Source organism: Akkermansia sp. NBRC 115031 (assembly GCF_030268505.1).
Taxonomy (GTDB): Bacteria; Verrucomicrobiota; Verrucomicrobiia; order Verrucomicrobiales; family Akkermansiaceae; genus Akkermansia; species Akkermansia massiliensis.
On record NZ_BSQU01000002.1, the window covers coordinates 400,298 to 420,112 of the forward strand.

Sequence of the window (19,815 nt, forward strand, 5' to 3'; positions counted from 1 at the left end):
TATGGAAAAAGGAACGGCGGCCGGATATTCCGGCCTATTTCATTTCCACCACGGCTTTTTCCCCCTTCTTGAGCTCCAGTTCCCGGAGCAGGAGGAAGTCGTTGGTCAGCAGGCCGGCCTTCTCCACGGGAGTGGCGGTTTCTCCAATGGTGACGGTGGCCTTTTTGGCGGTGATCCTGTTGGGGAACCAGACGCCCAGGCGCGCCTTGGCGTCCTTGTTGGCCGTGACGGTGAAGCCCTTGGCGGCGTCCGCGGGGTCGTTCCACTCAATATGCCACGGGGACGGAGCGCGGGATTCGTCCAGGCGCGCCGTCCAGGCGGGATCCCCGTAAAAAGCCACGGTATCCCGGTCATGGATGAGGCCCATCTGGTCCTTGCCCATGCCGTAGCCGGCGGAGTTCATGCCCTTGGCAAAGTCCGGGTCGTCCTTGATGCCGTTGATGTCCGGCGCGTTAAAGTTGACGTTCATGAGCTTGGGGAAGCGGGTCATGGTTTCGTCCAGAATGAACTGGTTGTTCAGGTACCAGGCTTCCGCCAGGCTGGAGGCGTCATGGTTGCTGAACAGGAGTCCCAGCGTTCCCCAGCCGCCCTTGCCGTACCAGGAGGGGACGGTGTAGCCCACCAGCTGGTTGAAGCCGTAGTGGCTCAGGGCGGTGACGGCCATGGAATTCTTCGTTTTTTTAGTGTCCCCTACCAGGCAGTTCCCCGCGGCTACCCAGACGGCGGGAACCGGCTTGATTTCAATCTCCGGAGCCTTGATTCTCTCAAGGAAGGAGAGCAGGTCGTCCTCCTTCCCGTTGAAGATCGCGCCGCGCAGGAAGGTGGTGAATTCCTTGAACTGCTTTTTGTCCAGCACGTGGAACCGGTTGTTGCCGGAGACGATGATCCCCTTGCCGAAAGGCATTTCCAGATTGAACTGGGTGGCGTGGGAGGCCGTGACGAAGAGCTGGGGAGCGTAAAGTTCCCAGTATTCCACGAGCTTGGGCGTCACGCCCAGCGTGGTTTCATCCCCGCGGTCCTGTTCCTTCAGGCCCTTCACGTAAAAAGCGGGCGTTACCTTGCCCTTGGAATTGTGCTGTTCCAGGTACTGGAAGGGCTGCCAGTCCGTGATGCTCATGCTGTCGGTGAAACGGGAGGCGTCCACGTTGGTGGTTCCCATGGAGCGGCTGATCACGAGCGGCTGCGTTTCAGAGGCTATCCTCATGGCGTCCTGCGGGGTGTAGCCCGTGACGATGCCCCAGATGCAGTCCCCGTACGGGTCGTCGTCCAGGCGGCGGGTCAGGCGGTGCAGGTCATTGACCAGCACCCGGTCTATTTCCTCCGGTCGCGCGACCACGGCCATGAAGCGGGGAGCCATTTTCTTGAGCGTGTCCAGCTTGGCGAACATGGAGTCCTTCACGGTGACGATGGAGCCTCCGTGCTTTTCAGCCAGCTTGTCCGCCACGGCCTTCCATTCCGGCATGGCGGCGGTTTCCTCGGAGATGATGATGGCGTAGTCATTCTTGCCGGAGTCTTTTTTTATGGTTTTCACGGCAGTGGCGTGAATGCAAAAAGCCGCCGTGGAGACGGCGGCCTGGGTAGCATCGGGTTTGTCCGCCTGCTTTTCAGCAGGCGGAGCTTCCGCGGCCGGATGGTCCGGCAGGATGTTCAGGTTGAGATGTTCTCCCTTGCCGAAGATGTCTTTGGCAAGCTTGTTGACCTCTTCCACGGTGATGGCTTTCACGTCCGGAATGCTTTCCCTCTGCTGGGCCAGCCGTTCCGGTTTGGCCTGGGAATCCCTCAGCACGGAGGTCCAGTAGCCGTTGTCGCGCTGGGCGCGGTCCATGGAGTTGAGAATGGGGTTGCGGGCGCGGTCCAGTTCCTCCTGGGTGACGTTCCCCTTGCCGAGGTCGTCCGCAATCCTGGCAATCGCATTCCGCACGGCATCCTTGTTGCGCATCACGCCGGAGCTGAGGGTGATGATGTAGCCGTCGTCCGGGTAGGTTTCACTGATGTTGAGCCCGGTGGAGGGGGAGTAGGTTTCCCCCATGTCTTCGCGCAGGCCCTTGAACACGCGGTCATAGAAGACGGCCTTGAGCATGTTCAGCCTGCGGGCCAGCTTCTTGTCTTCTCCGCCGGGCGTTTTCCAGAAGAGGCAGACCAGCGTCTTGTCAATGGAGGAATCATAGGTCAGGTCCTTGGAGAAGTTGAAGTCCGCCATGGCAGGGTGGCGCAGTTTTTCATCCAGCTTCGCAGGGGCGTCCGCACGTTTGGGCACCGCGCCTACGGTGCGTTCCAGCAGGGGAATGATGTCTTCCGTCTTGAAGTCCCCCGTGACGGTCACTTCCATGTAATTGTTCTTCAGGGGGGCGTCCACCCAGTCCTGCACGTCCTTGACCTCATAGGAAGCCAGTTGTTCCTGCGCGGGGAAGGTGAAGCGGGGATTGTTCTTGTACAGGATGGCGGGCACCTGCATCTTCATGGCTCCCTGAACCTCATGGTTCAGCTTGTTGTAAAGCATGGGGATGGCGCGGCGGAGCAGGGTGACGCCGTCCTGGCGGTAGCCGGGGTACATCAGGTAGGCCGTCTGGAGCTGGAGCTGCGTTTCCAGGTCTTCCTTGCTGGTATTTCCGGAGAGCAGGAAGGAGCGGTCCGTCATGGAGAAGCCCACGCCGACTTTCTTGCCTGCCATGATGGCGGCCAGTTCGTCGTTGGAGTGGTCCTTCAAGCCGCCGCCGTTCATCACGGCGCCCGCAAAGAGTTCCAGCCCGGAGGCTTTTTCCGGCCTGCTCAGTTCCCCGCCGTCCACGGCAAAGGTGATGTTGATGGAATCCTTGTCGAACTCCGTGGGCTTCAGGTTGACGCGCACGCCGTTGGAAAGGGTGAGCTGGGTGACTCCCAGGTCAGCGGCTTCCGCGCGGGCCGTCACCTTGCCGGGTTCCCCGAATTTGTAGGAGAAGTCCTTCCGGCTGTCCGCCTGGTAGGGCTCCACCTTGGAGGCCCGGGCGTCCTGGTACGTCTTCATGATTTCAGCGCTTCCCTGGGCGTTTTCCTTGTTGGAGGTGACGATCACGCGGGGGAAGGCTCCGGTCCAGGCTTCCTTCAGAGCGGCCTGGCATTGTTCGGGCGTCAGGTTTTCCACGACTTCCCTGGAGATGGCCCAGTCTTCCTGCGGCGTGGTGAAGACCTTGTCCTGCGCGGCGCTCTGGGCGATGGCGGAGGCCACGTCTTCCGACTTGACGGTGGGCCAGGACTTGATGGCGTTTTCCGCGGCGGCAGTGATGTTGCTGCGGGCTTCCGCCAGCTCCTCCTTGTTGAAGCCGAATTCGATGGCCCGGCGCAGCTCCTGTTCAATGGCGGTCAGGGCCGGCTTCCAGTTCTTGTAGTCCGCCTGGGTCTGGATGGCGTCCACTTGCGCCGCTTCCATCACGTCCATGCGTCCGCCTTCCGCGGAAATGAAGGGGCAGTCCGCATTCTTCGCCATCTTTTCCAGACGGCGGTTCAGCATGGCGTAAGCCACGTTGAGGGGAATGTCCTCGTTGCGGTTGGCGACCGTGTCCGGCTTCTTCACGTAGGGACGGGCGATGTTGACGCTGACTTCCGTGCTGGTGGCCTCCTTGTTGGTGATCCAGTGGGCGGTGGTTTCCGTGGCCGTCTTGAGCGCGCCCCGGTCCGTCTGGAAGGAGTAATTGTCCTTCTTCATGGAGCCGAAGTATTTTTCCACCCAGGCCTTGCCCTGTTCCGGCGTGATGTCTCCGGCGATGACGAGCTGCATCTGGCTGGGGACGTAATGGGTCTGATAGTAGTTTACAAATTTTTCCCGCGGCGCGGTACGGATTACTTCCAGCGTGCCGATGGGGTAGCGGTCGGGAATCCTGGTGCCGTCAAGCATGATGGAGAAGACCTCCTTCATGACCCGGTAGCCGGCGGAATCCCGCGCCTTGTATTCACTGGTGATGATGCCGCGTTCCGCGTCAATGGCGCTTTCCTCCAGCAGGGCGCCGTCCGCAAAATCCCTCATGATGGTGAAGGCCAGGTTCACGGTGGACTCCTTCATGCTGGGCACGTCCATCATGTACACGGTTTCGTCAAAGGCGGTGTAGGCGTTCGCGTCCCCGCCCAGGCCCAGGCCTTCCTTCTGCATGGCGGGAATCATTTCCCCGCGCTTGAAATGCGTGCTTCCGTTGAAAACCATGTGTTCCAGGAAGTGGGAGATGCCCTGGATGTCGTCCGTTTCATTCAGGGAACCCGTATTGACGCGCAGGCGGATGCTGAACCGGCCCTTGGGCTCTGCGTTCGGGCGGATGAAGTAGGTCAGCCCGTTGGGGAGCTTTCCCTTGATAAGCCGGGGATCCTGCTTGGGAATGCCTGCCGCCGGTTGGACAGCGGCGGCCTGGGTCTTGTTTTCTGCTGCGGCTTCGGCCAGCGAATGGGCCGGGAGTAGGCACGCGGCAGCCAGAATGGAGGTGATGGTAAATGCCTTCATGGAAAAATACTGCCCTCTTGTTTCACACGATTTTCCGGGCAAGTCAAGCGGCCTTCTCTGCATAAAAGAGGTGAATTTCCGGAGAACCTCCGGAAACGGAAGCCATATCAAAAGGATGAGGAAGGCATCCATTCATCCCGCGGGCGCGGCTCTGAAATTCCGCAGATGCGGTCCACGCAGCGCTCCCACGCCTCCCGGCCCTGGTAGATCTCCACCTCAATGCGCAGGAAGTAAATGGGAACCTCCGGGTCTTCCTCCGGTTTTTCCAGCCGCACGGCGTCCTTCTCCGTGGTCACGATCATGTCCATGGCCCGGTCCGCGCAGCGGTCGTAGAACTCCTGCAATTCCGCTTGTTCAAACCAGTGGTGGTCCGGGAACCTGCGGCAGATTTCCACGTGGGCGCCCAGGGAGCGCAGGGAATCTTCAAAGCTTTCCGGGCGCGCGATGCCGCTGAGGCACGCCACCCATTTCCCCTGGAGGGCCTCCAGGGGAAGCCGTTCCCCCGTGAACACGTTTTCTAGGTACCGGGGGCCGTGGTCGCTCACGATGATGTCCGCCACGGGATTGTACTTCCTGATGGCGGCGATCAGATCATCCTGGGGCTTGCCGCCGCATTTGGTCAGAACGATGTAGCTGGCGCGCGCCAGGCTGCCCCTGGGCTCCCGCAGGGTGCCGCGCGGGAGCATGGCCCCGGTGCCGAAGGGCGCGCCGCAGTCCACCAGCACGATGTCCAGTTCATGAGCCAGTTTCAGGTATTGCATGCCGTCGTCCAGCAGCAGGGTGTCGCACCCCAGGTGTTCAATGGCGAAGATGCCGGACTTGATGCGGTTCTTGTCCACCAGAACCGCCACGCCGTCCAGGTTCTTGGCAAGCATGAAGGGTTCGTCTCCGGAATGCAGGGGGCCCAGGTAGCGCGTTTCCCCGTCGCTGGCGATCTTGGGCAGGTTTTCCGGCTGGCGGCCGTCCTTGTCCTTCCACTCCTGGGGCTTGTCCAGGTCCGCGCTCTTGTAGCCGCGGGTCAGGATGGCTACCTTGCGGCCGCGCTGGGTGAGGGTGCGGGCCAGCAGTTCCACCACCGGAGTCTTTCCGGTGCCCCCCACGGTGATGTTCCCCACGCTGACCACCAGCGTTCCCAGCCTGGCCTGCTTCGCGATGCTGGAGTGGAACAGGTACAGCCGCGCCAGCACCACCAGCCTGAACAGCCAGGAAGCCCCGCGCAGGACCATGCGCATCATGGAGGCGCGGAACCCCTTGGCCCGGCCGAAGATGACTTCCGTCCCCCACTCTTCAAACTCTTCCGATCTGGATTTCATGATAAGCCCGGCGGCGCGCCTGGAAACTCCGTCAGTGGAGGATGCGGTGGCAGCTGTCGCAGTAAACGGTTTCGTGGCCGCCCAGCACCTTCATGCGGGCGTTGTCCGTAATGACCATGTGGCAGCCGCCGCAGTGGCCTTTTTCATCCATCGGCACAATGACCGGGACTCCCTTGCTTTTGGTCATCCGTTCGTATTCCCCCAGGGAATCCTCCGGAACGGCGGCGGCCAGGTCCGCGCGTTCCGCATTCAAGTGGTCCAGAAGCTCCTTGTCCGTTTCCGCCGTCCGGTCAAAGCGGGCCAGCGTTTCCTCCATCTCGCGCTGGGCGTCCCGCGCGCGCCGGATTTTCTGCTCCATATCCGTTTTCGCGGCTTCCAGACGTTCCATCAGCTCCAGCTCGGAGGTTTCCAGGGCGTCAATGGCGGCTTCCGTCTTCTCCACCTCCTGAATGCACATCTGGTATTCCTCGTTTTTCCGGGTGTTGGACTGGAGGGTTTTCATCTTGCCGACGTAGGCGCGCTTGGTTTCAACGGCGGCTTCCACGTCCCGTATGCTCTTCTCAACGCTCGCGACTTCCTGCTTGGCGGCCAGGGCCTTCTGCTTGATGGCCTCCATCTGGCGCAGGAGGCGCGTTCTCTGTTCCGGCAGAGAGGCCAGCTCCTTCCGGAGTTTGGAGATCCGCACGTCCTTTTCCTGAAGGATCAGCAACTGGTCTAAATCGGCATGATTCATCGCCTGCCACCCTAGCATGCCCCGGCGGGGTGGAAAAGATTTTTTCTCGGCTCCGGGGCGGCGGCCCTTCCGTCTTTTTACGGTGCAGGGGAGCGGCGTCCCGTGTTTCGGGGAAAAGGAGGTTTTCCTGAGAAACGGCCTCCCGTTTCCCGCTGAGTATTTCAAGCAGGGCCTTCTGCTGCGCCGGAGTGCCGCCCTGTGCGGGCGGCGGCATGGAAAGTTCCGCGTACTGCCGCGCCAGTTTGTTTTTCTTCTGCCGGTTCTGCCAGAAAAGGAAGGCGCACACGGCAAGCACGCAGGCGCAGGCGGCTGCCAGGACCGTGTATGAATGGCGGTTGGAGGGCATGACGGGAGAGACTAGCCGTGCATTGTAGAGAAAGACGCTCCCCTGTTCCAGGTAAATCAACAACGGGGAAAAGAGAGTCTGCCGTGCCGCCATGGGGGCGGAAGCCTTCCGCGGCGGTTTCGGCGGCTCTTAAAACGTCAGGATGGTTTGGAGCCGGAAGACGCTGGCGTTTCCGGTGTCGTCCCGGCCCGCGGGGTTGGAAATCCACAGCAGGGAGGGCTGGATCAGGAACCAGGGAGTCACGGAAATGTTATAGTGGCATTCCATCACCACTTCCTTTTTGCTTCTGGAACGGCCTTCCGCCATGCTCCCGTCGTCCGGGCGGGTCACGGCCAGGGCAATGCCGAACTGGTTGGCTTCCCCCTCCTCGCAGACGCCCAGGTGCTGGAGAGGCTGGCTGCAAACGAAGCCGCCGGACCATTGGACGGCGGCGCCGCAGAAGTTGTCCCGCGTGGAATCGCTCCAGCCCGCGCGGCAGAAGGCCTTCCACGGGCTGCCGCCAAGCTGCTGCTCCACGTTCAGGGCGATCCCGGCCACGGTGTGGAGGTTCTTCCTTTCCTCCCCGTCCGGCAGTTCGTTGATGCGGGCCATGAAGGGGGTGAGCTTGACGGCCCCGGAATCATGCACCCACGCCAGTTCCGCCAGGACGTTGAAATTCTTGCCGTCCGTGTGTTTCAGCGGGGAGGCGTTCTGGGGGCAGCTGGTGAAGTTGCCGCCCAGCATGGCGTACCACTGCTCATGGAACTGGTGCTGGAAGATGACGCCCAGGTTGGAATCCGCCATGGGAATCACCTGGTTGTTGACGAAGGGGGAGGCGCAGAACTGGCCGAAGGAGGAATTGGCGTAGCTGTTGGTGTCAAAATAATTCGTCTGGTTCACCACGCCCGCGATTATGGCGCTTTTTCCCCGGTTGAAGGTTTGCAGGAGCGCTATTTCCGGCAGGAAGAAGATTCTTTCCCCGAAGATGTCCGTATGCGTGTCTCCCGTCAGGCCGATGGCGTCATTCATGTTGCCGCCCCTCCACGTCTTTCCGGTCAGCGCAGTGGAGCCTGAAAGCTCCAGTTTCAGCCACGTTTCCCGGTTGCTGGGCGCCTGGATGAGGCGGTAATTGGCGTGGGCGTGCAGCAGGTACCAGAGCTGGGTGCCGGGCTTGTCCGGAGCCGGGTGGTGGATGGAGTTGTAGGAAAAGGCGTTTTCCACCAGGAATTCCAGTCCGGCGCGGTGCGCTTTGGAGTGGAGGCCGGTCAGGGCCTGCGTAAGGGAATCGTTGGGGATGGGGGCCGTCTCGTCCCCGTAATCCCCGCCCAGCAAATTGATGTCCGCCAGCAGGTGGGCCGGAGGTTCCGGCTGGTCCGGGCGGAGCATTTCGGTTCCTGCCTGCCTGCCCTGGGCGGCGAAGGCTCCCAGAAGGCCGAGGATGATGAGGGGACGGTACATGTTGTCAGGTGAATAGGTAAGCGGTGCAGGGGGCGGAGGGGCCCTATCCTAAGGGATGGGGCAGGAGGAGGAAAAGCGGCAAATCACCCCCGTTGAGTCATGACGCAGCCGGCGGGGCATTTCTGACGTGGAAGGTCCGGTTCAGGGGGAAATGCCGGAAGCGCGCCGGAAAGACGGGGCCGGTTAAAAGCCCAGGGCTTCCTTCTGCCAGTTCAGCAGGGTGGAGACGCCTTTTTCCCTGTCTTCCGCAATGGCTTCCAGGGAGGCCCGGGTAATCAGGAAGGAGCCTTCCATGCCCAGTTCTTCAGCCTTTTCATCCCTGAGCTTGCACAGGCGCGCCAGATTGGCCTCAAACTGGTCGGAATGCTGGCGGCGCTGGATGCGCGGGCGGCAGGGATAGTCGTCTTCATCCAGCAGGTAAAATTTCTGGAGGGCGTCCATGAACCGGCTGCGCCTGTGGGAGTGGAAGCGGGGCGGAGGAGTCACGGTGCGCTGTTCCTGAAGGGCCAGGCTCCACTGGATGAGGTCCGCGTTGGAGCAGACCATGAACGCGGGCTTGTCCCACGCTTTAGCCTCCGCATCGCGCCATGTCCACAGTTCCCGGAGGGCGGCCAGCCCTTTCCTGTTCAGCTTGCCGCAGCCTTGGATGCGCCAGGGGTCCTGATGGCCGGCCAGATGGCGTTCCCGGGCTCGGTCCATGGAGTGCCTGCAAATCTCTTCAAACCAGCCCATGCGTCCTTTTTCCCGGAGGGCGGCCGTCAGTTTGTCCGCCATGTCCAGCATGTAATTCACGTCGTTCAGGGCATAGGTGACCATGGTCGGGGAAAGGGGGCGCCGCGCCCAGTCCGCCTTTTGGGAGGACTTGCTCAGGGCTACGCCGTGGAAATGTTCCACCAGGGCGGCCAGCCCGAACTGGCGGAAGCCCAGCAGGCGCGCCGCCGTCTGGGTATCCCAGATCATGGCGGGCAGCGTTTCCCAGGCGTTCTGGAAGAGGCTCATGTCATAATCCGCCCCGTGCATCCAGACTTCCGTTTCCTTCAGCCAGTTGTAAAACGGCCCCATGTCTTCAATGGAGAGAGGGTCGATCAGGCAGGAGCCCGTTTCATCCGCGTACTGGATCAGGCAGATCTTTTCCTGATAGCGGTGCAGGCTGTCTGCCTCCAGGTCCAGGACTACCCGTCCCGTGGGCTGTGCGGTGGCGCGCTTGCGCCATTCCAGTAATTCCTCTTTCTCGCTAATCATCTTATTGCAACAGAGCGGGATTGAACCATGTATCAGCACGCCGGGCAACTGGAAATGCAAAAAAAGTGCTGATGGGGCAATCATGTATTGCCTATTTCCCGGAAATAGGGCACGAAGAAAGGCGCATGGAAGAGGAAGCTACAGAAACCGGACGCAACCACGGAGAACAGCCTTTGGACGAATTGATGAAGCGCTGGCATCTGACCAACCACGACCTGGTGGAGATTTCCCCGGAACAGCTTACCCACAAGCAGGTTCAAAAGGCCCGGCAGGGACGCCAGCTTACCTTGAAAATGATGCAGAAGGTGTGCCGCGCCTTGAACGTGGCCATCTGGGAGCGGCTTACCCCCATGCAGAAGGAGCAGTATTTTGAATACATGCACAAGCATGTGTTCAGCTATGCCAAGGGGTATGACCCGGCCTGGAAGGATCCGAACATGGACATGATGGCCTGATTCCGGGCCTCTTTTCCGCCGCGGAGGCACGCATTCCCTTTTCCGTTTCTTGTTTCGCGCTTCCGGGGGAAACCGGGCTGCGGCAGGGAATTTTTTTACAAGGCTGGCGGTTTTTATGAAGCGTCCTGATGCCCCGTTTTTTCCCGTTTTTACGGGAGATGGGCAGATCGTCCCGGGTATGGTATTGTGTTCCAGCGGGATGGAAAAAAACAGACATTCCATTTGACAGCCAGAAAACCAGGGTGTATACGCCGCGCTCCTTTTTATCCGTCATCATGATGAATATTGCTTTTATTACCTGTTTCGTCGGTGTTCTGGGGATGTGTGCGGGAGCGTCCCTGGCCGAGGGCAAGCCGTGGTCCGGAGAAAAAGTTCCGCTGGCGGAGGACGGCGCGGTGGTTCTGGATGACAATGAATACCTGCTGAACCTGGCGGATTATGAAAAACTGGAGCAGGGAGGCGGTTTGCTGGTGCGGTATGCAGCCGGAAAGAACGGGCTCCGGGAAGACTCCGGCGCGTTCTATTTTGAAAACAGCCATGGAAAAATGGTGAGCGCCGCCGTGGAGCCGGTATCCGGAAATGCCGGAAAAACGGAACCGGAGCGTCTGGCCCTGGTCAGTCCCGCTTTCCCGCTGAATCCGGAAGGTAAGTGGAGCCTCAAGCGGAAGAGCAGGCCAGCCGAACTTTACCGGAAGAAGGTGGCCGTCTCCCACATGGACCAGGAATACACGTTCCAGAGCCACGAAGATGCGCAGGTGAAACTGGTGCACGGCGTGCTGGCAAATGCCCTGGTATCGGGAAATAACCGCTCCAAGAGTTATAACTCTTTCAAGGTAAGCCGTCCTACCCCCCCCCCCCCCCCCCCCCCCCCTTCTTTCTGACTCGCTGAAGGAAAATTCCGGTTCTTCAGACGGGGAGGAAGAGGCAAGGGAGGAGGACGGACAGGCGGAAAGCCATGGGGACCGGGAGAAGCCGGAATCCGGGCTGCATCTTGCGGAGAACGCCGTTGCGGTTTCCGGCCCCGGCAGCCTTGCCGCGGTCCCGCGCGCGGGGCAGGACATCACCGTGACCGGAGGTGGAAGCGTTGCCCTGGAGGAAGGATTTGACGGAACGGTGCGGATGGAAGGTTCCGGAGATATTTTCCTGGACAGCGTCAATGTCAGTGACGGCGGCAACAAGGAAAAGCATTACGGCCTGAATATCCGGATGGACGGCGGCCCCGGCTCCAAGGTGTATCTGGGCTTCACGAGCTCTACGGCGCGCACGGCTTTTTTAGAGGGTACCGTTTCCGGTACGGGGACGCTGGTGTTTGAGAACACCAGCCGCAGCCGGGTAAGCATTTTTGACCTGACGGGCGCGGACATGAGCGGTTTCAGCGGCGTGGTCCAGGCGGCGGCGCCGCGTTCCAGCCTCTCCTCAGAAGGGTATAATACGCCCGTCCAGCTTCAGGCGGCGGGGAATATGAACGCCACGGTCATGGACCTGTCCGTGATCCGCCAGGGCGGCAAGGACCCCGCCGGGCTGGGAGGCTGGCTGACGGGCAGTGCAGGGACTCCCTCCATGGTGATTCTGAAGCTGGAGGGGGATTTGACCATCTCCGGCCTGGAAGGGGCCACGGCCGGTTCCTCCTCCCGCGTGACGGTGGGCAATGGGACTGCCGCTACCCTGACCATTGACGGTGCGGAGAACCATGAATTCAAGGGAATGATCGGCGCCGCGGGCGCGGACGGCGGCTACTACGTGGGGACGGAGAAGAATGAGAGCTACAAGAATACCCAGCTTGTGGAGGCGGACGGCACCGGAGTCATCAATCTGGTCAAGAAGGGAAGCGGGGAGCAAACCGTTTATTCTGGCCGGCTGGGCAGTCTGGACATTCAGGGCGGCGTTTTCCGCCTGGGGGCGGATGGGGCCCTGACCGTAGGGAATTCCTTTTCCACTTCCTCCGGCGGCTTGCTGGACATTGCGGCAGGGGCCACCCTCGCGCTGGATTACCATGAAGCGGCTTCCCGGCTGGGGGGAATGAACTGGCGGTCCGCCGGAACGCTTGTCTTCAACAAGGGGCTGGTTCTGGATGTGGACGGAACGTTTCAACTGGATTCTTCCGTGCAATTTGCGGAGGGCAGCCTGCTGACGGTAATCATGCCTGGCTCCGGCATTCAATCCGGAGAATCCCGCAAGCTGGTTTCCGTGACGGAGGGGAACACCCTGTCCTTTGCGGACGCCGTGCAGCGGGAAAAGGTCAGGTACGCCACGGGCAGGGATGCCGACGGCAGCTGGATTTACCGGGAGCTGGACGTTTACAGCGGACTGACCCTGAATGTGCAGGGGGGCGGCCAATGGCAGATGCTCGTAACCGGGCTGGATTCCACTTCCCTGGAAGGCACCTATTTTGACGCGGACAAGTTCAATTACTACGTCTGGCAGGGGAACGGGTCCAAGGTTCCGGACGGCAGCGTGTGGTCCGACGGGGCGGCGGGCGCCAGCCCGTGGGAAGGCGGCCTGACGTTCCGCAACGGGGAGCGTGAAGTCTTCTTCGGCATGCAGGATTTATCCGGTCACGCCGTGGACGGCTTTGACGTCATCCTTGACGGAACGGTGCGCGTCTCCAGCCTGACGGTCTCCGTGGACAAGGAGGCGAACGGCGGCATGGGCTATGTCTTCCACGCCGCGGACGGCGGCGCAGGCAGCATTGCGGACGCCGGACCGGACCACGCGGGCGAGCTGGTCAAGGAGGGCGCAGGCATGCTTACCCTGGCTACCGGCAATACTTTTTCCGGCGGAACGGAAATCCGTGAGGGCAGTATTCTGGCCGCCCGTGAAGGAGCCCTGGGCGCCGGGGACATCCGCATGGCGGACGGAACGGAGCTGTATGTCAACTACCCCTTTGCCACGGAGCTGGATTCCTCTTACCGCAACCCCTCCATTGCCAACAACATCCGGATCGGGACGTCCTCCAAGGACACGGCGAAGGTGGTCATCGGCTACTCCCCCCTTTCCCTGGCGGAGAAGGAAGACCTGCCCGGCGCAGGTTCCTCCGGCTACCAGTGGGATTACCTAACTTCCCGCCACTGGCGCACGCTGTCCCTGACCGGCAGGCTGGACGGCTATGGGGAACTGACGCTGATGGGCTATACCTCCACGACGGCGGGCGGCCAGGACAAGTGGGTAAGCATGTTCCACATCTGCGATGAAAGCCTGGCCCCGGGGGAAAAGTCCAATTTCACCGGCACGGTCAAGCTGGACAACTACATTCTGTATTCCGAGGCGGACTCCCCCGCCAATGCGGATGCCAACAACGACATCCTGGCCATCCGGAAGCCCGGCGCCGTACAGCTCATCGTGGAAGACGATGCGCTGCGGAACGCCAAGGTGGACCTGACCCGCGCCCATACCGTGAACGCGGCGGACAACGGCACCGTTTTTGAAGGAAAGGAACGCATGGACCTTTACCACATCCTGCTGGTGCAGAAGGATGCCGTTCTGGCGGGGCTGCAAGGGGATTTGATCGGGAAAACGCAGGACAGCGAGTATTACGGCAAGACTTGCACCGTGGGGAGCGAAGTGGATACGCTGCGCGTGCTGACCAACTCCAACAGTACGCTGACGCTGGATGTGGATGGTACGGAAAAACTGTATTTTGCCGGTGTCTTCGGGACGGCATCCACGTATGGTTCCGCTACCTCCGGCAAGGTGACGGCCGCAAGCAGGGAAACCCTTTCCCTGACCAAGACGGGCACGGGAGCACAGTACATCCATACGGCCGCGGTCAACCGCCTGGTGCTCCAGGAGGGGACGCTGGGCTTCAACAGCCTCAACGTGAAAACGAGCGCCGTCCTGTACGGAGGAACCAACTTGAATCTGGGAGTGACGCGGGGCATCGCCTCCGACGGCACGGCGCAGGAGTGGGGCGCAGCGGGGGGAGGCATGACCATCAATCCCGGTTATGCGCTCCACATCGTGACGGACAGGACCGTAAACGCCGGTACGGGGGCAGGGGCCGTTGCGGTTCCTGAAACGGCGGTGGTGAACGGTTCCGTGACGGTATCTGATTCCTCCTTCCTGTATTTTGACTGCTCCATCCTGCCCTCCGAGCTGCAGGAGCATCCCCTGCTGGCCGTCAAGGGGCTGGAGGACATCGCTGATTCCGGCAGGTTGAACCTGAACGGCGATATTCTGGTGCGTTTCGGGGGATACGATTTTGGAGAAGCGGACACGGTTGACAAAAAATACTACCTGGCGACGACGGAAAGCGGCATTTACGTGGACGGGGCGCTGGGCGGCTTTCAAACCCGCACGATTTCCATCGGGAACGGGTGGTTCGGCATCATCAAGGTTTCCGGGGACAACATGAACCTGGTCATGACGGTGACCAATACGCCCATCCGCACCTGGTACAACGGGGAAAACCGGAGCGAGGGGGAATACGTGGCCGCCACGGACAACGTCTGGTTTGCCAATGAATTGCCCGAAGGGGAGGGGACCGACCGCAACCACTGGCTGGAGGGCCTGGACAAAAATCTGGGCCTTAACGGCTTTTACCGGGATACCTACCATGTGGCCTTCGGCGCGGAAGGAGCCGGGAAAACAGGAATGGTGGAAAGGGAGGAAGGAAAGGATTACAACGTGGTGCTCATCAGGGGGGAAGTGCGCCCCGCCTCCATCCGCGTGAAGGATGACGTCAACTACATCTTCCGCGCCCATGCGGACGGGGGCCTGATTGCGGACGGGGAGCTTCCGGATGACTATGAAACCAGCAACTGGAAAACCATTCTGACCAAGGACGGAGCCGGAACCCTGGTGATGGAGACGGCCAACACGTATTCCGGCGGAACGGAAATCAACGGCGGCAGGGTAGTCATGAGGGATGCCGGAGCCCTGGGGACCGGGGAAATCCGGATGTTTGACGGCACCTCCCTGGCGCTGGACTACCAGAGCGGGGGCTTTATCCAGAAGGTGGCTCTGCTGAATAACCTGCTGACGGTGGCGGAGGATTCCGTGGTGACGGTGTCCCATACGGACAGGGTGATCGGTGGCGTCATTTCCACGGTCCGGGGGGATTCCACCGCCAACCTTGTCCTGCAGCATGCCAACGGCAGCGGCCAGACCGTTTTCCAGCTGGATGACGGCTCCAAATTCCATGGAAAGATCAGCATGAGCGGGACGCAGAACGGCCAGGGAACGGTGCAGGCCTGTCTGGACCGGAACACGTGGGAAGAAGCCGGTTTTGATTTAAGCCTGAATGGTGTACAGAGCACGATACTGCATCTTGATTCCGTGGAGGACGTCCATCACATCACCCTGGCCGGCATCATGGGGCAGGATGAGGCTTCCTTTGTGACCACGGAAGCCAGCGCGGGGCGCGATTCCTCCACCACCCTTTTCCTGGCGGTGGGGACGCAGGACCGGATTTATTGCGGCAATGTGGGCTTTGGGCAGTACATCGACATGTATGATACGGGCCTGAGCCATGATTCCGGCTACATCAGCCTGGTGAAGACGGGCATCTTTTCCCAGACGGTGGGGAATGCGCGCCTGGCTTCCCTGCAAATTGACGCGGGTTCCCTCAAGGTGGTAAACACTCTTCTGCTGGCCGGGGAATTGAGCGTGGCGCAGGATGGCAACCTGGTGGTGGGCCATGACGAATGGCAGGGGCTGTACGATTATGACGTGCAGGTCAACGACGGCGGCGTTCTGCGCCTGGGCTCCGGCTTTGGTTCCCTGACCGGGACTCCCTACACGGAAGACGGAGTTCAGAAAACCGGCAATACGATTCTTCTGAACGGCGGAGGCGTGCTGGGCATGCTGGACGCGGACTGGAGCAATGAGAATGAAATGGTGGTGAACGCCGGAGGGAAGGCCTTTGTGCTGGATACGACGGGTTACGATCCGGACTCCATGACGGCCTCCGGAAACAGCCATGTCATGACGCTCAACGGAACCGTCAAGCCCGGCGGCGCCTCCGGGATCATCATCGTCAAGAACGGCAATGCGGGCAAAAACGGCCGCGTGGTGCTGGGCGCGGCCAACACCTGGGACGGGGTCTACCAGGTAACGGACCATGCCGCGCTGGAGCTGGCGCATGCGGGCGCGCTCAATACGAAAGCCGGAGTCGAACTCCAGGGAGCGGCTTCCCGCCTGGACGTGAAGGCCGGAACGGTTTCCTACGCCGCTTCCGTGAAGCTGGCGGGAGCGGGAGCCTCCGTCAATACGCTGAATTCTTCCTCCCTCTCCGATATTTCCGTGGCGGTGACGGCCCGCACCGGGGCCGCCTCCTCCACGGTGGAGCGGGCTTTTCTAGGTTCTTCCGCCGGAACGGGAATCGTGCAGGGAGCAGGCTCCGCGGCCCGCGCCCTGTTCAACGGCGTCAACGTGAACGTCAGGACGGGAGCGGCGCTGGCCCATACGGAATTCTCCGGCTCCGTGCTGGAGGTGGCCGCAGGGCAGGAGGCCCGCGTGACGGACATGCTCATTCATGCGGCGGATTCCGGCATCAGGCTGGGCGCGTTTTCCTCCCTGGCCGTCACTGGCGTTTCCACAACGGATGCCGTGCCGAACCTGAACATCAGCTATGCGGACGGCAACTTTTCCATGACAGCTCCCGATGCGTGGACGACCAATGCGCTGATTACCGGGGCCGGGCAGGCCTCCGTGGACTTCTCCGGCGGCGTGAACCTGCTGCTGACGGAGTGCTCCGGCAGCCTGATTGAAAAACTGGTGGAAGCCCGTGTGAGCACCATCAACTTTGTGCTGTATGACGGCTCCCTCACCAATGCCTTCAGCGGGGATTACTCCCTGGCCTCCGTCCTTTATGACGCCGCCCTGAAAAACGCCGGCTTCATCCTGGCAAACGGGGACTCCTGGATGCGCGACGGCGTGGTGACGCTGGTGCGCACGGTTCCCGAACCCGGCACGGCCTCCGTGGCCTTGCTGGGCCTGGGCGCGCTGCTGCTGCGCCGCCGCAGGAGCTGAACTCCTGAAAAACATTCCGGCGCCGCGCGCATGAATCATGCAGACGGCGCCGGAAAAGGCAAAGCGGAGAACCGGAACAAGGCCCGGTCCGGGAAATGGAAATACTTTATTGGGCGGACTTCGCCTGCTGCCAGCGTTCCTCCATGGCGTCCAGGGAGGCTTCTTCCAGGGAAAGGCCGTCTTTGGCAAGCAGGCGTTCCATTTCATTGAAACGCCGTTCAAACTTCCTGTTCGCCCCGGCCATGGCCGTTTCCGGGTCTATTCCCTTCTTCCGGCACAGGTTGACTACGGAAAACAGGAGGTCCCCCAGTTCCTCCGTGACGTGCGGATCTTCCTCCGGCACGGGAAGGATTTCCTCACACTCCGCGGTTTCCTCCTTCACTTTATCCAGGGCGCCCTGGGCGTCCGGCCAGTCAAACCCCGCTTTGGCGGCTTTTTTCTGGAGCTTCCAGGCGCGGAGCATGGGAGGCAGTCCCTTGCCCGTTCCATGAAGGTACGGGGTGGTCTCCGCGCCTTTTTCCTGGCGTTTGATCTTGTCCCACTGGGTCAGCACGGCATCCGTCGTGTCCGCCGTGGACTGGGCAAACACGTGGGGATGGCGGCGGACGAGCTTTTCACTCACTTCCGCGGCCACATCGTTGAAATTGAAACGTCCGGCTTCCTGGGCGATCTCCGCATGAAAAACCACTTGAAGCAGAACGTCGCCCAGCTCCTCCCGCATCTGCTCCCAGTCATCCCTCTGGATGGTGTCCACCACCTCGTAGGCTTCCTCAATCATGTTGGAAATCAGGGAGTGGTGGGTCTGTTCCGCATCCCAGGGACAGCCCTGGGGAGCGCGCAGGCGTTTCATGATGGCGATGAGGCGCTGCATTTGAAGGGCAGGCTCGCGGCATTCGATCATTTCAGTGTCGTTCATGACGGAGCCATACTAATCGCGCAAGGGCGGATGACTAGCAAAAATTCCTCTTTACCCGGAACGGTTCTTCCCTACACTCGCCCCCATGGAAGTTCACACGTGGAAAGAACGCACGGAAGAAGGTACCCTGGTATACAGGGCATGCCACCACGCCAGCAAATGGAAGCTGGAATGCGCCCCCAAGGTGGGCCGTGCGGAACGTGACGATGTGGAGTGGGAACACGTGGAATTCACGCGGGCGCACTGGGTGACCCTGCGCGACGTGCTCTGGCGCAAGTACCAGCGCAAACGCTGCCCGTGGCGTTTTATTGAAGCCATAGACAAGCTTCTGGAAGACATGCCGGAAGAGGAGGAAACCGGTTCTCCCCATGGGGAGGACGGGCGGTAGGAACGCCCTTCAACTTCTGCCGTGCCGGGGATGCTGGGAGCGGTTTTCAGGGAATGGCTCTCCTGGGTGTACCCTTTCGTCTGCGAGTTGTGCGGACGGGGCGGACTGGACGGCTGTCATGTTTGTCCGGAATGCCGGGAGCGTTTCGTGCCCATTGAACCACCCTGCTGCGCCGTTTGCGGAGAACCTGCGGAAGGTTCCTTCATCCCGTCCGGGTTATGCGCCCGCTGTGCGGAAACGGCTCCGTCCTTTGAGGAAGCCCGCGCCGCATACGTGAACGAAGGGGTATTGAGGGAGCTTCTGCTGGCCTTCAAATATGCGGGGGCCGTTCATCTGGCCGGAACCTTCGCGCGGATGATGGCGGAGGCCGTGCGCGGAAATCCCCACTGGTTCGGAGGAAAAAAGCGCCTGCTCGTTCCCGTGCCCATGCACCGCCGCAAGCTGGTGCGGAGGGGGTACAACCAGGCGCAGGAACTGGCGGCGCTGCTGGGGAGAGAACTGGGCTGGCCCTGTGCCGGGGTGCTGAAACGCCTGCCTGACCGGCTGCCCCAGGCCAGCCTGGCGCGGAAGCAGCGGCTCAGGCACGCCCGCAGGATTTATGCCGCGGATGAAAAAAGAATCAAACGTCATCCCGTCGCGGGAAGGGACGTGCTGCTGGTGGATGACGTTTTTACGACCGGGGCCACGGCGGACGCCTGCGCGCATCTGCTGCTCCGGGCCGGGGCGGCTTCCGTTTGCGTGCTGACGCTGGCGCGGACGCACCATGCATGGCATGGCTGAACCGGAATTTCCTTTCAGCTTCACCGTTTCCTTCCTACAATGGCAGTCATGAATCCGGAGCTGATGTTTCATACGGAAGACGAAGTCATGTTTTATGATACGGACTGCGGCGGAGTGGTTCATAACCTGGCCTACCTGCGCATGATTGAAGCCTGCCGCACCAAGCTGGGAGCCAAATTGGGCATGGATTACAAAACCATGAGCGATTTGCAGCAGTTCGCCGTGGTGGTCCGCCATGAAATCGACTACGTACGCCCCGCCGTGCTGGGGGACACCATTCTGACGACGGGATGGCTGCAATCCGTGGAACGGGCCCGGTTCTGGTGCGATTTTGAAATGCGCCGCGCCTCCAACAACGATCTTCTGGTGAGGGCCCATCAACAGCTGGCCCTGGTCCGGATGCCCCAGGGGCGCCCCGCGCGCATTCCAGCTGAATGGCGTGCGCGGTGGCAGGAATACATGGAATCCTGATCTTTTTTTGTCCGTCTTCCATTTTGCGCTTGCCATGAAAGGGGGCGTGGTGTTTACTGCCTCCGCCCTTCCAGCAAGGGTAAGTGCTTGGGTAGCTCAGTTGGTAGAGCAGTAGACTTTTAATCTATTGGTCCCGGGTTCGAGTCCCGGTCCAAGTACCATTCCCTTTCATACGTTGAAACTCCGCAGGAAGTATTTCCGGGCGGAGTTTCTTTTTTGAGGTAGCCGGAAAACGGGCGGGAACGTGGTGTTCCACCATCCAATGAGCATGGGAATGGGTATTGCCGTGCTGCCCGGTCC

12 protein-coding genes and 1 tRNA gene are annotated in these 19,815 nt (G+C 61.0%); 7 read left to right on the forward strand and 6 right to left on the reverse strand.

Annotated features, from left to right (window positions below):
• Nucleotides 1-34 precede the first annotated feature (34 nt).
• From QSJ36_RS04435 to QSJ36_RS04455, 5 genes are all read right to left on the reverse strand, one after another.
• Complete coding sequence (locus tag QSJ36_RS04435; RefSeq protein ID WP_180972992.1) at nucleotides 35-4,465, reverse strand: insulinase family protein; 4,431 nt, start codon at nucleotides 4,463-4,465, stop codon at nucleotides 35-37.
• 107 nt (nucleotides 4,466-4,572) lie between these two features.
• Nucleotides 4,573-5,778: a tetraacyldisaccharide 4'-kinase gene (lpxK, locus tag QSJ36_RS04440; protein WP_102729021.1), complete on the reverse strand. Its 1,206-nt coding sequence runs from the start codon at nucleotides 5,776-5,778 to the stop codon at nucleotides 4,573-4,575.
• Between the two features lie 31 nt (nucleotides 5,779-5,809).
• On the reverse strand, nucleotides 5,810-6,529 hold the full coding sequence (locus QSJ36_RS04445) for a C4-type zinc ribbon domain-containing protein (RefSeq protein ID WP_146021192.1): 720 nt from the start codon (nucleotides 6,527-6,529) through the stop codon (nucleotides 5,810-5,812).
• A gap of 457 nt (nucleotides 6,530-6,986) precedes the next feature.
• Complete coding sequence (locus QSJ36_RS04450; protein WP_215443748.1) at nucleotides 6,987-8,294, reverse strand: carbohydrate porin; 1,308 nt, start codon at nucleotides 8,292-8,294, stop codon at nucleotides 6,987-6,989.
• Nucleotides 8,295-8,477: 183 nt separating this feature from the next.
• A complete protein-coding gene (locus QSJ36_RS04455) occupies nucleotides 8,478-9,536 on the reverse strand; it encodes a ribonuclease D (protein ID WP_180971010.1) in 1,059 nt (352 codons plus the stop codon).
• A 125-nt stretch (nucleotides 9,537-9,661) separates the two neighbouring features.
• Here QSJ36_RS04455 and QSJ36_RS04460 point away from each other — a divergent pair, with 125 nt between their 5' ends.
• The 3 genes from QSJ36_RS04460 (at nucleotide 9,662) to QSJ36_RS04470 (ending at nucleotide 16,960) form a co-directional block, all read left to right on the forward strand.
• Nucleotides 9,662-9,991 carry a hypothetical protein gene (locus tag QSJ36_RS04460; protein ID WP_022397624.1) on the forward strand — a complete coding sequence of 110 codons (330 nt, stop codon included), beginning with the start codon at nucleotides 9,662-9,664 and terminating at the stop codon, nucleotides 9,989-9,991.
• Between the two features lie 275 nt (nucleotides 9,992-10,266).
• On the forward strand, nucleotides 10,267-10,872 hold the full coding sequence (locus QSJ36_RS04465; RefSeq protein ID WP_285467207.1) for a hypothetical protein: 606 nt from the start codon (nucleotides 10,267-10,269) through the stop codon (nucleotides 10,870-10,872).
• Between the two features lie 184 nt (nucleotides 10,873-11,056).
• Nucleotides 11,057-16,960, forward strand: a complete 5,904-nt coding sequence (locus QSJ36_RS04470) for an autotransporter-associated beta strand repeat-containing protein (RefSeq protein ID WP_285467208.1) — start codon at nucleotides 11,057-11,059, stop codon at nucleotides 16,958-16,960.
• 106 nt (nucleotides 16,961-17,066) lie between these two features.
• On the opposite strand, the gene mazG is transcribed toward QSJ36_RS04470, so the two are convergent.
• Entirely contained in the window at nucleotides 17,067-17,876 is an 810-nt protein-coding gene (gene mazG / locus QSJ36_RS04475; protein WP_102729025.1) for a nucleoside triphosphate pyrophosphohydrolase, read from the reverse strand.
• 85 nt (nucleotides 17,877-17,961) lie between these two features.
• On the opposite strand from mazG, the gene QSJ36_RS04480 reads away from it, so the two are divergent.
• From QSJ36_RS04480 to QSJ36_RS04495, 4 genes are all read left to right on the forward strand, one after another.
• Nucleotides 17,962-18,264 (forward strand): hypothetical protein, encoded by a 303-nt coding sequence (locus tag QSJ36_RS04480; protein WP_022397620.1) that lies wholly within the window; start codon nucleotides 17,962-17,964, stop codon nucleotides 18,262-18,264.
• 30 nt (nucleotides 18,265-18,294) lie between these two features.
• Complete coding sequence (locus QSJ36_RS04485; protein ID WP_285467356.1) at nucleotides 18,295-19,044, forward strand: ComF family protein; 750 nt, start codon at nucleotides 18,295-18,297, stop codon at nucleotides 19,042-19,044.
• 39 nt (nucleotides 19,045-19,083) lie between these two features.
• A complete protein-coding gene (locus QSJ36_RS04490) occupies nucleotides 19,084-19,515 on the forward strand; it encodes a thioesterase family protein (protein WP_102722839.1) in 432 nt (143 codons plus the stop codon).
• A gap of 85 nt (nucleotides 19,516-19,600) precedes the next feature.
• Nucleotides 19,601-19,676 (forward strand) — tRNA-Lys (locus QSJ36_RS04495).
• The last annotated feature ends 139 nt before the right edge of the window (nucleotides 19,677-19,815 follow it).

Coding starts and splice junctions, on each gene's coding strand:
- lpxK (WP_102729021.1), bottom strand. CDS start 5,778: ATGAAATCCAGATCGGAAGAGTTTGAAGAGTGGGGGACGGAAGTCATC.
- QSJ36_RS04460 (WP_022397624.1), top strand. CDS start 9,662: ATGGAAGAGGAAGCTACAGAAACCGGACGCAACCACGGAGAACAGCCT.
- QSJ36_RS04485 (WP_285467356.1), top strand. CDS start 18,295: ATGCTGGGAGCGGTTTTCAGGGAATGGCTCTCCTGGGTGTACCCTTTC.
- QSJ36_RS04450 (WP_215443748.1), bottom strand. CDS start 8,294: ATGTACCGTCCCCTCATCATCCTCGGCCTTCTGGGAGCCTTCGCCGCC.
- QSJ36_RS04480 (WP_022397620.1), top strand. CDS start 17,962: ATGGAAGTTCACACGTGGAAAGAACGCACGGAAGAAGGTACCCTGGTA.
- QSJ36_RS04490 (WP_102722839.1), top strand. CDS start 19,084: ATGGCAGTCATGAATCCGGAGCTGATGTTTCATACGGAAGACGAAGTC.
- QSJ36_RS04445 (WP_146021192.1), bottom strand. CDS start 6,529: ATGCTAGGGTGGCAGGCGATGAATCATGCCGATTTAGACCAGTTGCTG.
- mazG (WP_102729025.1), bottom strand. CDS start 17,876: ATGAACGACACTGAAATGATCGAATGCCGCGAGCCTGCCCTTCAAATG.
- QSJ36_RS04455 (WP_180971010.1), bottom strand. CDS start 9,536: ATGATTAGCGAGAAAGAGGAATTACTGGAATGGCGCAAGCGCGCCACC.
- QSJ36_RS04435 (WP_180972992.1), bottom strand. CDS start 4,465: ATGAAGGCATTTACCATCACCTCCATTCTGGCTGCCGCGTGCCTACTC.
- QSJ36_RS04465 (WP_285467207.1), top strand. CDS start 10,267: ATGATGAATATTGCTTTTATTACCTGTTTCGTCGGTGTTCTGGGGATG.